This is a genomic window from Planococcus sp. TJ-201, from assembly GCF_058268495.1.
Genome location: NZ_JBZDOG010000002.1, coordinates 217,885 through 239,182 on the forward strand (window position 1 = coordinate 217,885; position 21,298 = coordinate 239,182).

Genomic DNA, 21,298 nt, shown 5'->3' on the forward strand with positions numbered 1-21,298 from the left:
TCGCTCCTTAGTAAGTCATGCAAATACAATAGTGTCTGACTGTTTTTAGTTAAGTTCAAAATTTTCGGGAGGGATATAGTTCGAATCTTGGTAACTCGACTTTCCATCACTCTCAGAGACGGATTTGAAATCAGCAAAAGAAGTAAATTCCTTATCTTCCCAAATCCAGATGCCTTCTTTTCCTGCCTCTTTATGAAAAATATTCTGTTTCATTTTGTTATTCTTACTGGTTAAAAAGTAATTTGCAATAAATATGCGTGATGGACCAGCAATTAAGGTGTTCTTCTCAATTGTATTTCCATTTGCATCATGCTGAATCAAGAGCTGTCCTCCACCCATCTCCTTCGTGTCATTCTGATACATCACATTTTGAGAAACAATTGAATTTCGAGTTCCTCCACGTTCCTCATCGTAACCGCCAATTGATATTCCTGTAAAACGGTTTTCATAAATTTTGTTATTTACAATCTCGATATTGTCCGCATACTTTCCTTTGTGTTCGGAAGTCGCTTCAATGCCTATATCACTGTGATAGACACTATTTTCTTCAATTTTAATATTTTTTCCGCCATCTACATAAATCCCTCCAGCATTATACTCTTTGCCGTATGCTGGATTTTCATAAGTGGAGATGTCATGGACCGTATTTTTGGAAACTACTCCATTGCGTACAAAATCCACTCTTTCATCAGAAGAAACACCTTCATACCCGATCAAATCAATTCCGATGTTATCATTACTGCGCACGATATTTTGGCTCACATTAAATTCGCTCACATTACCATTTAAAACGAGCGCTTCACTGGCTCCAAGCTTTAAATTTTCTACGATATTGTTTGTAATTGCAATATGTTCGATCGGACCAGTTCCGTATACTGCAATGCCATGGCCATTTCCATCTTTTGAGTGAGTTTCAATCTGCTGAACATGATTATTCTTCAATGTAATGTGATTGCTGGAGCCGGTTACCAAAATCCCCATTACTGTTTCATTTGCCAAATCGGTTTTTAAATCTTTTATTAGCAATCCTTCAATACTAATGTGGCTTTTACTTTCAATAGTAACAATTGACGTATCGCCTTCTTCTCTTTTTGTATTTTCTCCGCTTAGTACAACCGTTTCATGATTATACGGTTTAAAAATAACTTCTTTAAAAAATTTTCCATTGTGTTGGATGACAAGTTGTTCCTTGTATATACCTTCACGGATATAGACAGTTGTTCCTGCTCTAGCAACAGAGGCTGCTTTTTTTAGTGTACGAAATGGTTCTGTTTTTGATCCCGTGTTTACGTCACTGCCATTTGTCGCTACATAAATTTCCGCATGCTCTTCCCCATTTATGTAGAGCATACCAAAAAATAGAATAAATAATGTCATGCTGCAAACCATCAGTATTTTTTTCATGTTCATCTCCATTTTGTTCATACTTTTTGTCACTTGTTATTAAGAAATTATATTCTATTAAATCTGTATAATTTGATTTTTGACTATTCACTCTAATATACTCGTCTAGCTTTTAACCATTCTTCAAGCATGTTTATCGGCTTAATTTCTTTAATTGTTTAATTCATCGCTCGAAACCAGCTTTTTCCCACAAAGTTGATTTTCTGCAAAACGAAACTCTTTTTGGCAGATTAGTGGCAGTAGACTATTAAGCACCAATTGTCTGCTAGAAATGAAGCGCTTCTAAATATTGAAATCCTTGCTCCAGCCTTTGTCTCCTCCGGTCTTTCTCAATTTCAAGCTTACTATTCGGTGATGATGCTTTTTTCCACCTTGTAGATTAGTAATAGGCTAACTTTTATATGCTTTCTTTATAAAATAGGTTTGGTTCGTTTTCTCTGATAAAAAAAGATTGTCAGAAGAACCAAAAATTCAGAAACAGGGATAGCAAGCCATGCACCTGTTACACCAAAAACAACTGGAAGAATACTGAGTAAAATCAACAACAAAATTATTTCTCTAGCTGCAGTAATCCAAACGGCCATCCGGATATGCCCGGTGCATTGATAGCAAGTCATCATCACAAAATTGATGCCCATGAATAAATAAGCGATGAAAAACAGTCGAATACCTGGTATCGCCAAGCCTATGACCGCTACTGGAAAATCGCCGAAGACACTGACAATGGAAGCAGAAAAAAACTGACCTATCATAAAAAAGCCAATGCCAGCAATAAGTACCGTACTGATAGCCAATTGAAGTGTCTTTTTCATTTTTTCTTTTTCTCCAGAACCATTGTAATAACTAACAAGTGGCTGAATTGCTGATCCCATTCCTAGAAAAGCCAAAAGCATGACGCTGTGCACATAATTGAGAATCGCAAAGGCTGAGACACCTGCTGTACCAGCCAAACGTTCGAATACAACATTATGCGATATAGTGAAGACAGAAATTCCCACTTCAGATAAGAAGCTTGGGAACCCGATTATGATAATCAGAAATAATAGCTTTCGGTTAAACTTAAAGCGGACGAACCGCAAGTTATTGGATTTCTTAAAGAAATGGGTGATTAACACGAGAATTCCTATAAATCCAGCTATCAACGTAGCTGCTGCTGCGCCCATTACTCCGTAATCCAGTACAAACAGAAATACATAATTTAAGATGATATTTAATACTGCCGTTACAATTAATGCAATCATTGATAAGTTTGGACTGCCATCGTTTCGGACCATAATACTAAGGGTGTTTTCAATCGTAAAAATAAATCCAAACAATAAAATCAAATACAGATAATCAGCGACATATGGATACGTATCTGGATTCGCACCGAGAAGATATGCCAGCTCTGTTCGTAGTGGAAACGCCACGAGTCCGATAAGCATTGTGACGATGAAAATCGATACGATTGCGTGTGAAAATACTGTACGTGCCTCATCTTCCCGCTTCGCCCCCATTAATGTGGAAAAACGGGTTGCTGCACCAACCCCAATCCATAGCGACACAGCCACAAAGAGCGTATATATAGGAGAAGCGATTCCGATGCCTCCCAATGCCACCGACCCCAGCCGGTTTCCGACCATAATTCCATCAGCCACAATATTGACAGCCATGAGCAGCATCCCAATAGTTGAAGGAATCAAGTAGCGAGCAAAAGATTTTCTGACTGAGTCTACATCTAAACGATTTATTGAATCGTGTTGTTTCATAATAAATTCACCTTTCTCACTTCTTTGAGAACAATAAAACTTTTTTTGTTTAAATAGTTTTTTGAGTTCGAAAAAATGCTGGCTATCCAAAGCCAGCTTTTTCTCCTACTTTTCTTTTATCAATCCATGTAGCAGCAATTCAGTGATTGCTTCCACTGCCTCTTTAACGGAAATGCTGTGATCGGAGAAGAACTTTTGATCAAGTGTAATATTGATTGCATCTATAATTAATTTCATCAACAAATCTATATTTTGTTTCTTGATCAGGCCTTTTTCCATTCCTTCTTCCAGAAGTTGTTTTAAATCATCCCATTGATTTATTTCTCGATTGATTCGTTCCCATTGTTCTGGATAGTAACGTTTCAACTGTTCCAAAATCCGCAAATCATAAAAGTCGTTGTGTTCAGGCATTATATTGATGGTTTGACGGATTTTCTCTTGTAAACTAAGTGTTTTATTTTCAATAATTTCACGAGAACGTTCATCAATTTCAGATAAAGTTAAGTCAATGATGGATTCCAAGATCTCTAATTTGGATGAAAAATGCTCATAGAGTGTCCGTTTACTGATTCCCAATCGCTTAGTTAAATCATCCATTGTAAATTTGATTCCATTAGCTCGAGTTTCTTCTATAAAAGCCTGGATGATTCGAGATTTCATTTAAACACCCCATTCATAAAACTAATAATACATTAATAGTTTTATAAGTTCAATTTAAATAATCTTTAGTTCTTGTTTTTAACTCTTTTAAACCTTTCGTAAAAAAGCTTTCACACGAAGGCGACAAGGTAAGCATCAATTAGCTTATTTTCTGGTTTCCTCAATGTGTATCTTCGATCACCCTTTTGAGTGTGAACTGATATTAGAATTTGAGTTTCCCTTTTCTCTGTTCCTATCTTAAGTAATCTAGTACAGAAGAAACTTACCCATTTGAAAATGAAAAGCAAGATTATGGGTATCAAATTTAGTTTGTTGTATGTAGTGTTTGACTGAACTTTTTGGATTTCCCGCTCTGGATTGGCCACCACATCAAATGGAACAGCATATGCACAAGTATAGCTGCTAATAGCCCTCCTTGAATAAAAGCTACTCCAGCAAATAAACCAACCCAAATGTTTCCGATAATCATATAGACGTACATAGCCGGTTTTGGCTATGAAGCAATCAGTTTAATGGCTGGCAAATGGACCAGGGCAAATAGAATGCTGGAAACAAAAGTTGCAGCGAGAACGCTGATAACCTTCCCTATGCTCAGCAATTGGAATAACCAAATAAACAAACTAAGTAACCCCCATCGGAATATTACTTCTTCTAAAATTCCGCCATAAAACAACCGGCTCAGAATGCTGGTATTCACATAATGGGTTTCAATCTCTATATAGTCTGATTTTGTTATCCTCGGCACCAAATATGTATAGTACAAAGCTAAGTGGCCAATCGAACAAATGACACCAAGACCGACACCAAACAAGAGAATTCGGCTGATATCTAGCTGATTTCCTATAGAAATTCTTGGAACAACATATGCCCCAATCAGCGAGAAAAGAAAGGCTGTTAAAAAATGGGCTGTTAATCCTTGGCCATCGGTTACATCATTTTCTTTTATGTGAATTTTTTCTGAGCGATACATATATAGTATCCCGGGAAGGCAAATGAAAAAGACTACGAAGAAATAGCTCCCATTCACTTACATTGTGCAGCCTTGGAAGAAGATATCAGTCTTCCCAAAGATTATTTTGACATTGTCTACTCCATTTACGCCATAGGATGGATGACCGACGTGGAAAGTACCTTCAACTTGATCTATTCCTATTTAAAACTGGGTGGCTATTTCCTGTTTAGTTGCGACCATCCGCTGTATGCTCATCTGCAAACTGAAAATGGACTTCTTTCGCTGAAAGGATTCTATCAAGAAGAAGGCTTGAGACGTTACGAGAACTTTAAAGGGGAAGATGCACCTGTTGTCATTCCACAGCGGAATTCAGTACATATTTAAATTCATTGATTCAATCCGGTCTTACGATTGAAGAAGTCGTCGAGTCGGATGTTCCGATCCAACTGAAGAATATGGAACGGGAAGTATCCGACCACTACTATTCACTTTACAAAGCGCAAAAGTTTTCCACCACAATGATCATTAAAGCCAGAAGATAAATACACTCCAATAGATAAGAAAGGAAAAGTAGTGATGATTTCCACTACTTTCCCTATTTGTATTTTATTTTTGAATAGTACTACTTCTGATAAATTAATGATATGTAAACCTGTGTCCATTCGAAATTCAAGCATTAAAACTTAACTAAACAGGCTCCGGTTTCGCTCACGTAGTTTTTAACTAACTAAACTATTATGGTTGGAAAAATGTCTTATTACTTAAATAAAGATTAATTTTTAAAGTGATTCGAGGCAATGTTATCAAATTCTGGATTTTCTTCAAAATATCGATCACCCATGCTGTAACTAGTAAGTTGAAACTCTTCTTCATTCGACTTTAATCTGACCATCCATAAATAACCTTCAATTTTATCCTCTAAATGAATTTCCTTCAGTTTCATCCTTTCTAATTCAGAAATGAAGTTTTTTATCTCATTTTCGTTAGAAATACTTGTAGTTTCTCCTGAAGTACCATCCACTACATCAATTTCAATAATTTCATCTAATGAGAAAGGGCACACATCGGATAATTGCATCTCGCTAGCACTGCTAACGGTTTTTTCGTCTGAAAGATTTTCATTTTGACATGCAACCAACAAAATTAGAGCAAAAGAAAAAAATACTAAAGTTAAGTTTTTTGTCATAAGGTTTCTCTCCCTATAAATTTATCTTTACACTAATATACTTGGTCGTTGGGTAATTAGCTAGATAATTATGGAAACAAAACCGTTCGTAAAAGTCCACTTCTACGAACAAAAACAGAAGAAACTTCAAATGAAGCTCCTTCTACTTATATGTAAAATATGTACTTCGCAATTCCGACTCTAAAACCGTATAGAACAGTCTTGTGTATGTATCATTTTTTATGGCAAGTTCACTTTCGCTTCGCATTCTGACCAAGTCAACGGAGCGAGGAAACTGAATGTAACTTAATTCACATTAAGTTACATTCAAAATCAAAAGAAGTGACGGAGGTCTTTAACAACTCTGTAATTTAAAGTAGACTATTATCTTTTTTCTTTATTTCGAATAGCAGATAGAATGCCAATGATTACAGCTAGTATATGGGTCAATAAAAAGGTGTAGAGATTAAAATAAATACTATTTGTATACTGATTAAACCAACCAAAACGAAAAATTCGAGAGTCGGGATCAGAAGGCGTTCCTCCCAGTGCAATTATCAATTCATTTGTATATTCAATATTTGAAAACACCAATACTACGACCAATAAAAGTAATAAAGATAATATTAGTGCTTTTATTATCTTTTTCTGTACCTTGTAAAATACTTCTCTGGTCTTTTTAAAGGTATAAAAATAGCTCACAAAGAAAATGGGGGACAGAAGCAAGATAATTAACATACCAAGATTTCCATTACCAGAAGTTACTTGTGGCTCAATCGTAAACACATTTTCTATTAGATAGAAACCAAGAAATGACAGGAGAACAAAAATAACACCAATGATATCTTTCATTTTCTACTCTCCCTTTTTAAAATTCAGCCATTCTATATTTTATCGAATGTAACTTAACTGCACATAAGTTACATTCAGATTCGCTAATAATCAAAGGTTTATGACACCCCTGTTTCAGAAGAAGTGGAAGAAAATTTTTCATACCTTCTTAAAATAATGCTACATACTAATGCCGTTACTAAAAACGAACCTACATAAAGAATAGGAGAAGGTACATAACCGAAAGCAACATCGCTTTGCAGATTTTCTACATTTGACCAAGCTGCTTCCCAATCTGGTTTATAAGTCATTGTTTTTACGTATCCTACTGCAAAAGTAGTTACGAAATAAATGCCATGGATAGCCGTTGATCCTAGTAAAGCTTTCGAAAATATTCTCATTCCAATTCCCTCCTTCTCTTCTAGATTTTAGTATATCAATGCACCATTGATTCGTATATGGAATATAGATTCTACCTTAACCCTTTATTTGATAAAACTGCCTTTCATATTTTCTTAGATTTTTCTGGTTCAAACCGTTCGTAAAAGTACACTTTTATGAACACTCTAATAACATCTCAAAACCAAAACAAAGAACGTTCGCAAACTAAAAACACTTTTCCGAACTACTTTTTGATACTTCGTTCCTTTAAACTGGAACTATAATTCGCACCAAAGTACCCTTTTCCGGCATACTGTCTACATGGATCGAGCCGTCGTGAAGCTGGACAAGCTGTTTGGTAATTGCCAGGCCAAGTCCTGTTCCTGTAGTAGAGTCATGGGTATTGGTCCCACGATAATAGCGGTCGAACAGCTTATCGAGTGTTGCCGTTTCCATCCCTATTCCGTTATCTTCAATAACCACCACAAACAAATGCTGTTCAATAACTGAGACAGAAATTTTGATTTCCGTACCTGTTGGATTGTATTTTACAGCATTCGAAATTAAGTTATCAATGATGCGCTGAAACCACATGGGATCAATATGAGCTTGAATAGTTTGAGGAGCCGGCATAAATGCAAACTTCATTGCTGTGTTTGACGGATCGTTGATAAAGTGGATGACAATACGGCGGATAAATTCATTGATGTCCGTTTGCTCTTTAACCAAAGGCAGTGCTTGATTTTTCAGCCGGAAAGTCAAGGTCAACTCTTCCAACAAGTCCATCATGTAAGAAGATTTCTCATTCATGATGGAAGCAAATTCTCGGGTTTCTACTGCTGACCAGTCGTAACTGGGTGACTCGAGCATCTGGGCATAGCCTGAAATGGATGACAGCGGCGTTTTCAAATCATGCGACAGTCCACTGATCCAGTCCTCACGTGTACGTTCCAAGGTTTTCTGCTGGTGCTGATGAAGTTTTAAAGTGGCAGTCAACTGATCAAGCGTAGCGACCAACTCTTTATAAAGCCGGTATTTTTTTTTGACCTTCCCTTTTTTATTGGTAATCACAGAGCCGGTTTTCTCATGCGCTGGCTGTTCATAGCGCCCTTCTCCTAAGTTTTGGATCCACTGCATTAGCACAAGGAGCGGCATACCAAACTTTCGGGCATACCAAAACGTTCCAGCAGCCAATAGAATAAGTGATATTAAACCAAACAATAAGAAATTTCGATTTGAGAAGGTCGTCTCCCAAGCTGTCGACGGGACGTTTTGAAGTCCTGCGATTACTGTGAGTCCAGTTTCCGTATTTGTTAAAGATGCAAGCGACCGATTGTTACCTTCGAGCTCTCCCAACTGCTGAATTGCATACTGACTGGTATCACCAACCTCTCCATAGCTATCCAAAACCTTGCCTTCGGGACTAATAAGCTGCATCCAAGCCTGCTCACTTGTCAGCTGCTCTTTCCTTTCTGCGATTAAGTTCAATTTTGCCTCTTGCCAATCAATGGCTGGTATAGCGGAAGTGACTAAGTCTTGGGCTACGTTTCGTTTGCCATACAACAGCATCAGCGATTCCTCATCCCAAAATTCGATTTCCCAATACTGAAACTGTTGGTTGTTTTCAGTACTTCCCCATAGCCGATCTGTAAAATCACTCGCAGTGAATTTCGCCGGTAGTTCTTCAGGCGAATCGAAAGAATCAACCACCGCTCCACTTTCATTCAAAAGAACCAACCAGCCATTTTGGCTCTCGGCTAATTCCTCCAGTTCTTTTTTTAGGGAATACTGATTATTAGCTTCCTCAATTCGATTGGTGAAATAGCTGGCATCCGATTCGGCCAAATCGTTTTGAATCTCTTCTTCTGAAATGGTGAAACCAATCACTCCCCACACCGTGAGCATCAACACTAAGAAAATCAGCGAAAGCAGGAACAGCTGGATGAAAAATTGCACCATAAAGCGCTTATGCAGATTCATGGCTGCCCCCATCCGGAACGAACTTATAGCCCAATCCTCTGACTGTGATGATAAACTTAGGACTGCTTGGACTTGCTTCAATTTTTTCCCGCAACTTACGGATGTGAACCATCACTGTATTGTCTTCTCCAAAAAACTCTTCTCCCCACACTTTTTCATAAATCTGACTTTTGCTGAACAATTGATTGGGGTGCCTGCAGAAAAACAGCAGCAGTTGATAAACTTGTGCTGGAAGTTCAATGTTCTGTCCGTGTAACTTCACTTCGCCAGCACTGGTATTGACAGTAAGCGGTCCGTATTCAAATAGATAAGAGTCAATTTTTGGTACGCTTCCAGAGCGACGTCTGAGATGCGCTTTGATACGTGCTGCAACTTCCAGTGGATTGAATGGTTTAGTGATGTAGTCATCCGCCCCCACTGCAAACCCCGAAAGTTTATCCAAGTCCGTTGAACGAGCGGTCAGGAAAAAAATCGATGCGTCCGAGATTTCCCGGATAAGCGGACAAATTTCAAGACCGCTCCGACCAGGCAGTGTTACGTCAAGCAAGATCAAGTCATAGGATTTCGTTCGACACAAAGCCAAAGCTTCTTCGGCTGACCCTGCTGCATCAATATGAAGAAAATTTTCTCTTTTTAAGATGGTCATTAGCATCTGTAAAATGGCTTGTTCGTCTTCAACAATCAATAATTGCGGTTCTTTCATTCCGACCGTTCCTTTCCATGAGTATTCTGTAAACTATACTATCACTTTCTTAAGGGATAAAAGGAGAATTAAGGAAAAATTAAGGTAACGTTTGTTCTGCCTTAAGAAAAAGGTTCTATAATAAAAGCATGCCTTGCTTAGAGGACATCGAAAAGAATTTTGGAGGAGATTTACCATGGTTGTGATTGGGAAAAGAGAATTTATCGGTATGTTTAAAAGTATTAAATCGATCATCATCATCGCGGTGTTGCTCATCACTTCTTATTTTTCAGCAAAATACTCGGAAATTTTGGGTACGGCCGTTGCGCTGACAGAAAACGAAATGGCAAATATCCATACGGTGGGACTGCTGTTTGTGTTGATGTTTTTCGGTCAACTGTTTGTTATGAGCCTGTCGCACAACAGCATTAATAAAGAAAGCCACGAACGCACGATGCGCTTTCTAGTGACACGAACTTCACGTTTCCGTATTTTGCTTGGCAAATTTGTGGGTGCCTGGCTGTTCTGGTTTTTTTGCATTCTCGTATCCTTTATAGTAATCGGCCTGTTTTCATCGAAATTCAACTTCTTCATTTTTTCGCAAGTAATCGCTTTGTCGACGTTCCAAATCGCTTTGGCTATATTATTGTCCGCCGTAATTTCCAAACCATCGATTACCATGTTCTTAGGTATCTTTATTGGATTGCTGGCACCAATTCTTGGCACGTGGGTTGCGCTGACAAATAATGCTTGGGTTAGCTGGCTGAAGTTTGCCAGCCCCTATTATTACCTTATTGAAGACAACTACTTGTTTCTGGTTGTTTTTGGCCTTGCTGGGGTGTTATTTGCAGCTGCAGCTATATTTTTCAATAGGAGGGAATTTTGATGAGAGCGATTGAAACCAAGCAATTACATAAGACATATGGCTCTACCTCTGTAGTGAATGGGATTAACCTCGTTGTGGAAGAAGGCGAAATCTTTGGTTTCCTCGGCCGCAACGGCGCTGGAAAGTCCACTTTTATCAATATGCTGACGGGCATTACTTTTCCAACGAGCGGCAGCTTCTCTCTTCTAGGCGTAAATGGTCCAGACGAACGCATGAAAAAGCACATTGGCGTAATGCCGGATTATTCTACACTTTTTCATTCAATGTCGGCAATGAAACATTTGAAGTTTCTTTCTTCCCTATCTGGCAGACCGGTTTCTGATGCAGAATGCCAACATGTCTTAAAGCTTGTTGGACTAGAAGAGGTGGAAAAGAAAAAGGTCAGCAAGTTTTCGTTTGGCATGAAGAAAAAACTTGGCATTGCACAAGCCATCATCCACAACCCAAGCCTGATTTTTCTAGACGAACCCACTTCCGGACTGGATGCTGAATCTGCATTGCACATCCATAAGCTGATTGGTTCATTGCAGCAGCAAGGAAAAACTATATTTATGACGTCGCACAATCTTGATGAAGTCGAAAAAATTTGCACCACCATCGCCATCATGAAAAACGGTGGCATCGTTAAAAGCGGCACCATGGACGAACTGCGTTCCTATTACCGCTCCGCCATCACCGTTCAGCTAAAGCATGATCCAATACCAGCTGCTGAAGCCCAGAAGCTATATGCCTGGCTGGAAACGGCTGGTACTGAACTGCAAAAAACGCCAGCATATACCACCGTTACAGTTGGCAGTGAACAAAAAATTGCCGACATCATCCGCGCATTCACAAACTGCCAGGTGAATATTTACCGGGTGGAGGTCAATGAACCTTCATTGGAAGAAATGTTTTTGGCTGAAAAATAGTAAAAAAATCATGAGAAAACCGATTCTGCTGCAATTGCAGAATCGGTTTTTGTGTTTACTGAATCTTAAAGTCAGTCAGCTCTTTATGGCTTTTCAACAAGTCCAAAAATGCAGAAAGCGCCTTCGTTTGAAAGGGCGAGCGGGTTACAATGGAAAAATCGCGTGTATAGGGAAGTTCTTTAACATTTAGTACTTTAATGTCCCCATAGCGCAGTTCTTTTTGAATGGCCCATTCCGACAACAAACTAATGCCCATGCCCGCTTCGACCATGGCTTTGATTGGCTGGGTGCTGCTGAAATGCATGATGGACTGGGGTGCGATTGAAAACTGCTTGAAGACGTTTTCGGATGCTTCTCTTGTCCCGGAGCCAAGCTCTCGTAAAATCCAGGTTTCTTCGATCAACTCTTCCATCGTTACCGGCCGGCTTGCCATGGGGTGATCGGCTGATGCCACAATGACCATCCGATCTTTTGCAAACGGTTCAGTCTTTAATTCCTGAACATCTTTGAAATGCCCTTCTACGATGCCGACATCCAACTGATGGCTTAGCACAAGTCCGGCAATTGTGGTCGTGTTGCCGATGGTGACGGTCGGCTTGATGCCCGGATATTGTGCTTTTGCTTCTGCAATAATGCGCGGAAGCAAGTATTCGCCGAATGTGTAGCTCGCACCAATGGCGATTGATCCGCTCGCTTTATTGGTTAAATCATCAAGAAGATGATCCATTTTTGCATAAAGTTCTTTGATTTCAACGGCGTGGTGATAGACGATTTCACCTGCTTTGTTCAAGCGCACATATTTATTGGTTCGCTCCAGCAACTTGACGCCCATGCTTTCTTCCAGTGACCGAATATACTGGCTGACAGCAGGCTGCGTCATATGCAGGGCCTCTGCCGCTTTAGAAAAGTTCTTCATTTCAATCACTTTGAGAAATACTTCCAAACGCTGCTCCATCCTTAGCCCTCACTCTCGTATATCGGAATACTTATTATCATTATTTTAAATAGTTATTTTACTAATGTATAGCCCTTTTCTATACTTACCTGCAGGAGGTTTTCACCATGAATACTAACAACACGAACTCTATCCAACCTAATGCAAATCCGTTGTCACCTAAAACCGCTTGGGTTGGCGGTGTCCTATTTACATTTCTAATTGCGTTTCTCGGCTATGGTTTGGCTCAAGTGCCAGGCTTTGATCAAATCGGCCAACTGGCTTGTGCCATCATCATCGCGGTTTTCTACCGACAACTTTTCGGCTACCCGAATGCCATCCGGTCCGGGATCACCTTTTCTTCAAAGCGCCTGTTGCGCGTTGCCATTATTTTGTACGGATTAAAATTGAACATTGATACGGTCCTCAGCGATGGGTTCGGTTTATTGCTGCGCGACATGCTTGTGATCGCTTTCGCTATCCTGCTTACTGTATGGCTGGCGAAACGCTTTAAGGCCGACAAGACCATTTCTCTCTTGCTCGGTGTTGGGACCGCGGTTTGCGGCGCAGCCGCCATTGCCGCCATTGCCCCGATCATCAAAGCAAAAGACGAAGATACGGCAATCAGTGTCGGCATCATTGCGCTTATGGGTACGGTCTTTGCCATTTCCTACACCCTTCTTCGCCCATTCCTGCCGCTTGATGACATCGAATACGGCATGTGGGTCGGCATCAGCCTGCACGAAATTGCCCATGTGGCTTTAGCGGGGGCCCCAGCCGGAGAAGATGGGCTGGCCATTGCCTTATTGGGAAAATTGGGTCGGGTCTTTCTACTTGTCCCTCTGTGCTTAATCTTTATTTTCCTAATGAAACGCAAAAATAAAGACGAGGAAACGGACGCTTCAATTCAATTTCCATGGTTTCTTCTGGGCTTTATCCTGTTGAGTGTTCTGGGAAGCTACGTTCTCGGACATTCTGTCCCTTTCCCAGAAGCATTGCGTGATTTTGTGTCGACAACGACAACGTGGTTGCTGACAGCGGCGATGGTAGGGCTAGGTTTGACGGTCAGCCTGCGGGATCTGCGGGAACGCGCCATGCTGCCGCTTGCCGCCATGACCATTACGTCCATTTTGCTGTCGGTCTTTGCGTATTTCATGGTTCGCTAAAGTGTTTTTAAGCTCATGAACAAACCTATTTTATTTAGACTATATATATTTACTAATAACTAGAAATTATTATAAAAAATTACTATACAAAGAAGAGTATTACCAGCTATAATAATCTAAGTTTAACGAATTGAATGGAAGGAGCAACTTGTTTTCGTATTCATTTTTTACAATTGAACTTATTATTTTTAGATTGGGGATACATCATTGACTATCAAAAAATTTATTTATACAGCTGCTGCTGTAGTATTAGCAACCGTTACGATTTCAGCACCTGCTTCCGCTTCTTCTTTACACCCATTCACAGACGTTGGAGAGAATTATGATGAAGCAGTGGATTTCTTATACACACTAGACCTTACTGATGGCATAAGCTCAACGAAGTTTGGTACACAAAACCCATTAACTCGTGGAGATGCAGCGGTAATTTTAGCGGAATTACTGTTCTTGGATACTGAAAGCCCGACAGATGCTGGTTTTAAAGACTTGAACAATCGCGTTCGTAATTCAGTAAACGCACTTGCAGAAGAAGGAATTGTATCTGGAGTAACTAAAACTGAATTCCAACCATCTGCTCCATTAAGCCGTGGAGCAATGGCTAAATTCTTGTCTGTCGCATTTGAGTTGGAAGAATATCAGCAACCAACCCCTTTTTCTGATGCAGGTGGAGTATTCAAACCGTATATCGAAGCATTGTATGGTGCAGAAATCACTTCAGGTAAGACACCGACTTCTTATGGAACACATAGCAACATTACACGTGGGGAATATGCGAATCTGCTATACAAAACAATCGAAACAACAACAGATTGGCTCTATTATCCAGAAGCTTCAAGTGCTAAAGTAGACTCTGCTACTACTACTGTCATTACCTTGACAGAGCCGGCAATAGCTGATTATAGTGCTATCGAAATAGCTGACTTCTTTTACTTCACGATTATTTTAGAAGATGGAACTGAAATTCCTGTAAAACCGACTTCTTTTAAATTATCGCCAGATCGCCAATTATTGACAATTGAGCACGCTAAACAAAACCTGAGCGGAAAAGCAGGCCAGTTTATTGTCGATGATTTTGAATCAACTGTTAAAGCAAATTTTAACTTTAAACAATAAATAAGCCATTACCAATACATTAAAAAGCCTTGGATGACTATCACACACTAGTGATAGCCTCCAAGGCTTTCTACTTTCCCTGTTCCTTTCTGGAAAAACTTCAGAATCAGTGTTACATCACTCCACTTTCCCACTCCTCGCGCAGCATCCCCATTTTAATGGCATCAAAATATTTTCCTTCTGCGATTCGTGCTTTTCGGATGCGTGCTTCTTCTCGCATTCCGAGCCTTTCAGCGACTTTCATCATCCGTTCATTGCCTGACCAAGTCGACATGCCCAATCGGTGCAAATCGGTGGATGTAAACAAGAAGTCTATCCACAGTCGGTAGGCCTCCGAACCGTATCCGCCGTTCCAATAATCGGTATCATAAATAACGACGCCTGTTTCCAGCCAGTTTGTATTTATGTCTACCCAATAAGCTCCTACATAGCCAATCGCTTTGTTATCGGCAATAATGACGAGAGAGGCAGGTACATCTTTGGCAATCACTGTTTGTTCCAGCCACTGTTTTCGGTGTTGCTCTTTGCTCAGCCATGCTTCTGGAATGTAAGGGCCGTTCCATTTTTTGGCTTCCTGATGCATGTCCTCAAAACGCCAGTAATAAAGCGCATCCAAAAGGGATGCTGTTGCACTAATAAGTCTAATCTTTTCTCCTGTAATCGTAATCAACATAATCCGCTTCCCTTCTTACTCATGGTTAATTACTTTTTAAACTGTCACTCCTATCCGTTTCTCCGGCCAATTTACAAGGAAAATTCCCGTGAAGATCAAACTTCCGCCGATCAACAGAGGCAATCCAATTTCTTCTCCCAACACCAGCCATCCGGACAGGATGCCGAAAAAAGGTGCCAAAAAGAGAAAGGCACTTACTTTTCCGGAATCTCCTTTTTGCAAAAGATGGAACCAAATTGTAAATTGAACAATGGATGCTGGAATGGAAAGCCATAGCAGAATAGAGATGCTTATTTTATTGAGAACAAAATAAGCATCTTCCAACACGACAGAACCCAATAGCAAAATGAGTCCGCCAAACAGCATCTGGTAAGCGGTCAACACCCACATATCAATGGCGACTCCCCACCTCTTAATTAGCAGTGTTCCCACTGCCCAAAATACCGCACTCGAAAAGCCGAAAAATGTCCCAATTCCAATGCCCAACTGACTTCCCATCGTGACGAAAACACCCAGAAATCCGATAACTACGCCGAGCCACTGAACGATTCGGTAGCGCATGCCGAGAGCCAATGTTGCGAATATCACCACCAATAAAGGATTCATGAAAGTGAGAATGGCGGATTCACCAGAAGTAATGCTTCTCAAGCTCAAAAAAATAGCCCCCATGACGCCGGCGGTTTGAACAGCACCAATCAGCACGACTTTCCCCCACTCTACAGCCGTTTCCGGGTGTTTCCGTTTGAACAGCAACACAAAAAGGATCATGATGCTGCCGGCGATTGTAAATCGTGTTCCTGCCAATAACAAGGGGGATACATAGAGCAATCCAATTTTGGCTACCACAAAGGAAGATCCCATCAATCCGGTCGTCAGGATGACCAGAAATGAAAAAATGAGTTTTTCTTTCACTCTGCCACTCTCCTTTCACTCATAAAGCCAAGTTTGCGTTAGCCGTTAAGAATTATCCGCTATCTGGCTCCAATAATCCCAAGCCTTTAAATATGCCGGCAAGTCTGCTGGATGATGCTTAATGCAAATAGCGATCCGGACGTACAAGCCAATCCGCACTTCTTCATAAAGCAACTTCTGTTCCGGCAGTTCCGCTGTAAGCTCTGCAATAGCGGAATCCAATGTGTCTTTTGACAAGTCTTCTGGTGATGAAAAGAACGCATAAATCAAATCGTAGTGTGGAAATCCTAAAATAGGCGTGGGATCGATTACACCCATCAACCTTTCTTCACACACAATAAAATTATGGAATCCACAATCGCCATGGATCAAATAGGGCTCTTTTTGAACCCTGTCCCAATTTTGTTCAATCGGCAATGGGACTGTGATAGGTATATCTTCTTTTTTTAGAAATGGCTCTACTAATTCTCGTGCTGCCTGCACTTCTTGCGATAAAAATTGTTGCCACGAACTTGCTGGCGCATCTTGCCGCCCCCACCCTGCATTTGAAGAAACAGCCTGGTACTGATTGATTAAACGGACAGCAAGAGTTTGGAGAATCTCTTTCTTGCTGCTGATGGTTTTGACAGTAGATCCGGGAATGTGTGCATAGACGATATATCGATGGCAAGAATCTACCGCTACAACGTTTGGCAACAACGTTATCTCTTGATACATTACAAGAAAATCAGCTTCTAATTTGGTGACACTTGCATTGTTTAGCTTGAGGATATAGGACTTGTTGTTTTTTTCATGAAGGAGGAACACTCGACTCATTGTTCCACCCGTCAAAGGCTTGGATTGCCAACTAACCGCTGGCAGTATGTTTTCCTTTTTCAATTTGGAAATTATTGTTGAAACATCCACCTAATACCTCCTAACTATTGTCATTTCATTAAAATAATCATACCATTTTCCAGATTAACCATTGTTATTTTTTAGGAACTGGATTTAGAAATAGGACTCTCCTTAAGTATTAAAGATGCTCAACCTATTTATGCAGTTTTTATGGAGTTTATTGTGGCTATAAAATGGTAAACACTATAAAGAAGCATCAAATAGAATCTATTGATAAAGGAGGATGTCTTATGAATGCTTATTTGAAGTTTGGAATCATGATTTTCACATCAACATTTATAATGTATTGGTTGATGTTTTTGAACGTGTTCCAATTGGACCACATTCTTTTCAGTGAAACCCGTATATACATGGCTTTGATAATGGGCTCCGTTATGGCGATTGTTATGCTGCTGTTCATGCGGCCCATGTACCAGAATAAAAAGGCCAATACGCTAATTTTGGCAGGAAGTGCGGTTGTATTTGCACTTTCACTGTGGCTGGCACGCAGTCAAGTACTGGTTGAAGACAGTGGAGGGATGAAAGCGATGATTCCTCATCATTCAATCGCCATTTTGACGAGTGAAAGAGCCAATATTTCCGATCCCCGAGTTCGCGAGTTGGCTGATGAAATTATTCAAGCGCAGCGGGAAGAAATTGCTGAAATGAAAAGGCTGATTGAAGAGCTGGAAGACGAATAAAATCTTTTCAAACCAAAAAAGGCCGGAAGCAAATACCATTGCTCCCGGCCTTTTCCTTACGTCCTGTTAACTGCACCTAAAATTCTATGCAAAACGGATGACTGCTGTCATCGAGGCAATACTCAATTCGTTCTCTAAAGTTTTTCCAAGTAACCATCTGCAGTGCATCTGCTATTGGGTAAAATGCCACTTCCAAGCTCTCGGCAGAGATGGTTTCTTTGCCGCCAATCGGTTTCGCCAAAAAGAGCATATTGCAAATAGAGTCTTCCACATTTTGAAAGACACCGCAAAATTTCTCTATTTTAATGTCGATGCCTGTTTCTTCTTTTACTTCTCGGATCGCTGCTTCTTTAATCGATTCACCTTCCTCAACCTGTCCACCTGGCATTTCCCATCCTCTTCGCGGCCCTCTGATTAACAACAACTCACCTTTATCGTTGAGCACGATGGCTGCTGCCGACAAGATATGCTTGGGCACTGAAAATGCTGAATTGTTATTCTGTTTTTCCAAAACCATTAAATCCTCCTCCCATACCATTCATAATTATTCAATTCTGCTTTTGTAATGCCGGTAACGCTTCCATACTTTCGGAACAACCAATTGATGCTCATTCATTGCTTCCCATTCATGCAACGTAACAAATTTGGCATCGCACACTTCCCCAGGTTGCAACTTGAAATCGATTGAGTCAATTTGCGTCGGGCTTTTCCAAATGTAGCTATCTAAGAAATAGACATCTTTTTTCAGGCTGCCGACAAGTTGCAGGTCTTTTGGATTAGCTCTAAGCCCCGTCTCTTCTTTCAACTCCCGAACCGCTCCCATTAAACTTGTTTCACCAGCTGTTACCGATCCGCCTGTGCATTCCCACAATAAAGGATATGTCTTCGCCGCATCTCTTTGAGTAATCAGCAGCTTGCCGTCCTTATTAAACGTAAAGATTTCCACTACAATGTGGTATTCTCCCGGCTGTAATGCTTGGCCACGCATGTGTTGTTTGTCCAGCAATTTTCTTTTTTCGTTAAATAAATCCCAGATTTCCACCATGGCGTTCACTCTCTTTCTTTCCATGAATAATTCCATAGATCAAAGAACGAGATGCAGCTGCATCTCGTTCTTCTTTGTTTCAAGTCAACAGCTATCAACATTCATAATGAAATTTCACTGCAAAAATGGTGCCCTCGCTGCTCGATTGCACTTCAATTTTTGCATTGTGGCGCGCAGCAATGGCGTAGGAAACACCTAGCCCTAAGCCAGTGCCATTGTCTTTTGTCGTATAAAACGGTGTGCCGATCTTTTTCAATACCGCTTCTTCAATGCCTTCTCCTTGGTCTTGAATTTCAAGAACCACCGTTTTGTCATTTTCCATGTACGTCCGAATTGTCAACATTTTCCCTGGTTCCATAGCTTCAAGACCATTTCGGCAAAGATTGATCAGCAATTGGCGAATCTCATTCCGGTTTAAGAACATCTCAGGAATAGGCCCGGTTTCATATTGAATAAACTTATTTTGATTGAACGTATCAATGTCTAGTAACGGAGAAATTTCACAAATAATAGCATTCAAATCTTGCTTTACTAAATCTGATGACTGGGTATTTCCCATCGACAAAAATTCTGAAATGATGGAATTGGCTCGGTCCAGTTCTTCAATCATCAGTTCAAAATATGTATTGAAATGCTGTAATTCCTTATTGTCTGTCAGCAATTGCAAAAATCCTCTAACTGTCGTCATCGGATTTCTTATTTCGTGGCTGATTCCTGCAGCCATCTGTCCAATCAATTCCAGATTGGACAGGCGCTTTAGTTCGTTTTCATAGATTTTTTTCTCGGTAGTATTTTTGCACAAACAGCAGATGCCGTCATCAAATGGATAGGCAACCACATCATACCAATACGATTCTGCTGTAGAAGATATTTCAAAATGAACCGGCAGCCGTCCAGTCATAGCACGGGAAAGTTCACGGTATATAATATCGTGGAACTTTTCAGGGAAAATCGACCAAATGGTCTCACCTAGCACATTCTCAGCAGTTTTTCCAATCGGCAACGCCTGGTGGCGATTGATGTAAATCACTTCCCAGTCTTTGTTTAATGCAAAAAAACCATCCGTGATGCTGTCAATCACATTGGTAACTTTTTCATTTGCCGTGGCCAGCTCACTTGTCCGGTTTTTGACGCGCAGCTCGAGTTGGTCCATATACGTTAAGTTGGAATACGTTAAAGCTGTTGCGTCAACAATCGACTGCGCCAAATGCACCTGTGATTTCTCATCAGACTGCAGCGTTTCCATCAAGCAGGCGATCGCAACGAGTCCAAACGACTCTCCTTTGGAGATCAACGGAATAAGCAGCAAACGGCATCTTTCCTCACTAGGTATAAACTTGATCTTTTGCTCGCCGATTACTTCATAAATCGTATTTTCGTGCTTCATGTTTGTTTGAATATCCACCAATGCGCGTTCCCATTCGCTTTTTGTCCATTCGGCTTCTTTGCTCATTCCTTTGAAGTCCAGGCGATCCAAGTTGTTTGGATTTCTTAAATAAACCGCTACATTTTTACAGTCGACCGTTTTGCTTAAGTAATGAAAGCAAATATCCAAGCTTTGTTCTACAGTTGAACACCTAGAAAGTTCACGGTTGGCATCAAGCAACAATTGCTTCTCTGCGATTAATTGTTCTTTTTGCTTTAAATTATTGGCATTTTGAATGGCAACTGCAGCCATGTTGACGTAAGCTTCAACGCTTTGAATTTGAAGCCCCGAAATATTCATAGGCTTGCCGCAATCAAACAAAAAAACAAGGCCAAATAAATGGTCTTCGTAAACAATGGGCAAACCCAACAGAGAATGGATATTGAAAGCAGCGACCGCTCCTGGATTGGGCCGGCTGTCTTTGGAAGTGTCTGGAATGTAAATGGTTTGTTTTGCGGTGACCACATCTTTCGCAAACGGATCTGTTTCCAAATTGATTTTTTGCGACAGAATGGAGTGGCCGTTGATGGATTCCGGTTTTCCAGCCACTGCTTTAAAGCTGCCAGGACCATTCGGCAAGTAAATTCCAACAGAATCGCACTGGACAATTTCTTCCGAGATAGCTGCAGTGACATGATTCAGCACCTCGTGCAGCTCCAGTTTTGTGTTGATGACTTTTGTTAACTCTGCCAGTCTTGAGTACCTACTTTGTTCTTTTAACATGGCTATTCGCTCCGCTCTTGATCATCATGAAATAAAATGTTCCAACTTTTTTAGTAAAAAAGCGTTCTATCTCATCAAGATATTATGTCAGTAGCTTACCACAAATATATTTGCCTGGGCTGATAAATTTTA

At 40.4% G+C, this 21,298-nt stretch carries 22 protein-coding genes; 6 read left to right on the forward strand and 16 right to left on the reverse strand.

The window, feature by feature from the left end:
* Positions 1 to 45 precede the first annotated feature (45 nt).
* From AC4EG4_RS06785 to AC4EG4_RS06800, 4 genes are all read right to left on the reverse strand, one after another.
* Positions 46 to 1,404 carry a right-handed parallel beta-helix repeat-containing protein gene (locus AC4EG4_RS06785; RefSeq protein ID WP_490987356.1) on the reverse strand — a complete coding sequence of 453 codons (1,359 nt, stop codon included), beginning with the start codon at positions 1,402 to 1,404 and terminating at the stop codon, positions 46 to 48.
* A 410-nt stretch (positions 1,405 to 1,814) separates the two neighbouring features.
* The gene (locus tag AC4EG4_RS06790) at positions 1,815 to 3,152 is read right to left on the reverse strand and encodes an MATE family efflux transporter (RefSeq protein ID WP_490987357.1); all 1,338 of its coding nucleotides are present in this window, start codon (positions 3,150 to 3,152) and stop codon (positions 1,815 to 1,817) included.
* Between the two features lie 105 nt (positions 3,153 to 3,257).
* A complete protein-coding gene (locus AC4EG4_RS06795) occupies positions 3,258 to 3,812 on the reverse strand; it encodes a TetR/AcrR family transcriptional regulator (protein WP_490978522.1) in 555 nt (184 codons plus the stop codon).
* 493 nt (positions 3,813 to 4,305) lie between these two features.
* Positions 4,306 to 4,782, reverse strand: a complete 477-nt coding sequence (locus AC4EG4_RS06800) for a CPBP family glutamic-type intramembrane protease (protein ID WP_490987358.1) — start codon at positions 4,780 to 4,782, stop codon at positions 4,306 to 4,308.
* 72 nt (positions 4,783 to 4,854) lie between these two features.
* Here AC4EG4_RS06800 and AC4EG4_RS06805 point away from each other — a divergent pair, with 72 nt between their 5' ends.
* The gene (locus AC4EG4_RS06805; protein WP_490987359.1) at positions 4,855 to 5,148 is read left to right on the forward strand and encodes a methyltransferase domain-containing protein; all 294 of its coding nucleotides are present in this window, start codon (positions 4,855 to 4,857) and stop codon (positions 5,146 to 5,148) included.
* A gap of 388 nt (positions 5,149 to 5,536) precedes the next feature.
* On the opposite strand, the gene AC4EG4_RS06810 is transcribed toward AC4EG4_RS06805, so the two are convergent.
* The 5 genes from AC4EG4_RS06810 to AC4EG4_RS06830 all read right to left on the reverse strand — a co-directional run bounded on the left by AC4EG4_RS06810 (position 5,537) and on the right by AC4EG4_RS06830 (position 9,824).
* The gene (locus AC4EG4_RS06810) at positions 5,537 to 5,950 is read right to left on the reverse strand and encodes a hypothetical protein (protein WP_490987360.1); all 414 of its coding nucleotides are present in this window, start codon (positions 5,948 to 5,950) and stop codon (positions 5,537 to 5,539) included.
* A 363-nt stretch (positions 5,951 to 6,313) separates the two neighbouring features.
* Complete coding sequence (locus AC4EG4_RS06815; protein WP_490987361.1) at positions 6,314 to 6,781, reverse strand: hypothetical protein; 468 nt, start codon at positions 6,779 to 6,781, stop codon at positions 6,314 to 6,316.
* A 98-nt stretch (positions 6,782 to 6,879) separates the two neighbouring features.
* The gene (locus tag AC4EG4_RS06820) at positions 6,880 to 7,161 is read right to left on the reverse strand and encodes a hypothetical protein (protein WP_490987362.1); all 282 of its coding nucleotides are present in this window, start codon (positions 7,159 to 7,161) and stop codon (positions 6,880 to 6,882) included.
* A gap of 247 nt (positions 7,162 to 7,408) precedes the next feature.
* Entirely contained in the window at positions 7,409 to 9,121 is a 1,713-nt protein-coding gene (locus AC4EG4_RS06825; protein ID WP_490987363.1) for a sensor histidine kinase, read from the reverse strand.
* Entirely contained in the window at positions 9,108 to 9,824 is a 717-nt protein-coding gene (locus AC4EG4_RS06830) for a response regulator transcription factor (protein ID WP_490987364.1), read from the reverse strand. Before AC4EG4_RS06830 ends, AC4EG4_RS06825 begins: the two co-directional genes overlap by 14 nt.
* A 175-nt stretch (positions 9,825 to 9,999) precedes the next feature.
* On the opposite strand from AC4EG4_RS06830, the gene AC4EG4_RS06835 reads away from it, so the two are divergent.
* Together AC4EG4_RS06835 and AC4EG4_RS06840 are read left to right on the forward strand one after the other, a co-directional pair.
* On the forward strand, positions 10,000 to 10,689 hold the full coding sequence (locus AC4EG4_RS06835; protein WP_490987365.1) for a hypothetical protein: 690 nt from the start codon (positions 10,000 to 10,002) through the stop codon (positions 10,687 to 10,689).
* Complete coding sequence (locus AC4EG4_RS06840; protein WP_490987366.1) at positions 10,689 to 11,597, forward strand: ABC transporter ATP-binding protein; 909 nt, start codon at positions 10,689 to 10,691, stop codon at positions 11,595 to 11,597. Before AC4EG4_RS06835 ends, AC4EG4_RS06840 begins: the two co-directional genes overlap by 1 nt.
* 55 nt (positions 11,598 to 11,652) lie before the next feature.
* Here the strand turns inward: AC4EG4_RS06840 and AC4EG4_RS06845 are convergent, their stop codons facing one another.
* Positions 11,653 to 12,552: a LysR family transcriptional regulator gene (locus tag AC4EG4_RS06845; protein WP_490987367.1), complete on the reverse strand. Its 900-nt coding sequence runs from the start codon at positions 12,550 to 12,552 to the stop codon at positions 11,653 to 11,655.
* A 107-nt stretch (positions 12,553 to 12,659) separates the two neighbouring features.
* Here AC4EG4_RS06845 and AC4EG4_RS06850 point away from each other — a divergent pair, with 107 nt between their 5' ends.
* Positions 12,660 to 13,697, forward strand: coding sequence for a YeiH family protein (locus AC4EG4_RS06850; RefSeq protein WP_490987368.1), 1,038 nt, complete (start codon positions 12,660 to 12,662; stop codon positions 13,695 to 13,697).
* Between the two features lie 207 nt (positions 13,698 to 13,904).
* Complete coding sequence (locus tag AC4EG4_RS06855; RefSeq protein WP_490978534.1) at positions 13,905 to 14,810, forward strand: S-layer homology domain-containing protein; 906 nt, start codon at positions 13,905 to 13,907, stop codon at positions 14,808 to 14,810.
* Positions 14,811 to 14,922: 112 nt separating this feature from the next.
* Here the strand turns inward: AC4EG4_RS06855 and AC4EG4_RS06860 are convergent, their stop codons facing one another.
* The 3 genes from AC4EG4_RS06860 to AC4EG4_RS06870 are packed head-to-tail and all read right to left on the reverse strand — an operon-like array spanning position 14,923 to position 17,301.
* Positions 14,923 to 15,480 (reverse strand): GNAT family N-acetyltransferase, encoded by a 558-nt coding sequence (locus AC4EG4_RS06860; RefSeq protein WP_490987513.1) that lies wholly within the window; start codon positions 15,478 to 15,480, stop codon positions 14,923 to 14,925.
* A 39-nt stretch (positions 15,481 to 15,519) separates the two neighbouring features.
* Positions 15,520 to 16,395, reverse strand: a complete 876-nt coding sequence (locus AC4EG4_RS06865; protein WP_490987369.1) for a DMT family transporter — start codon at positions 16,393 to 16,395, stop codon at positions 15,520 to 15,522.
* 45 nt (positions 16,396 to 16,440) lie between these two features.
* Positions 16,441 to 17,301 carry an aminoglycoside phosphotransferase family protein gene (locus tag AC4EG4_RS06870; RefSeq protein ID WP_490978536.1) on the reverse strand — a complete coding sequence of 287 codons (861 nt, stop codon included), beginning with the start codon at positions 17,299 to 17,301 and terminating at the stop codon, positions 16,441 to 16,443.
* A 221-nt stretch (positions 17,302 to 17,522) separates the two neighbouring features.
* Between AC4EG4_RS06870 and AC4EG4_RS06875 the strand changes: the two genes are divergently transcribed.
* Complete coding sequence (locus tag AC4EG4_RS06875) at positions 17,523 to 17,972, forward strand: DUF305 domain-containing protein (RefSeq protein ID WP_490987370.1); 450 nt, start codon at positions 17,523 to 17,525, stop codon at positions 17,970 to 17,972.
* 76 nt (positions 17,973 to 18,048) lie between these two features.
* Here the strand turns inward: AC4EG4_RS06875 and AC4EG4_RS06880 are convergent, their stop codons facing one another.
* From AC4EG4_RS06880 to AC4EG4_RS06890, 3 genes are all read right to left on the reverse strand, one after another.
* Entirely contained in the window at positions 18,049 to 18,489 is a 441-nt protein-coding gene (locus AC4EG4_RS06880; protein WP_490987371.1) for an NUDIX hydrolase, read from the reverse strand.
* 27 nt (positions 18,490 to 18,516) lie between these two features.
* Entirely contained in the window at positions 18,517 to 19,017 is a 501-nt protein-coding gene (locus AC4EG4_RS06885; protein WP_490987372.1) for an NUDIX hydrolase, read from the reverse strand.
* 94 nt (positions 19,018 to 19,111) lie between these two features.
* Positions 19,112 to 21,166: a GAF domain-containing sensor histidine kinase gene (locus AC4EG4_RS06890; RefSeq protein ID WP_490987373.1), complete on the reverse strand. Its 2,055-nt coding sequence runs from the start codon at positions 21,164 to 21,166 to the stop codon at positions 19,112 to 19,114.
* Positions 21,167 to 21,298 lie beyond the last annotated feature (132 nt).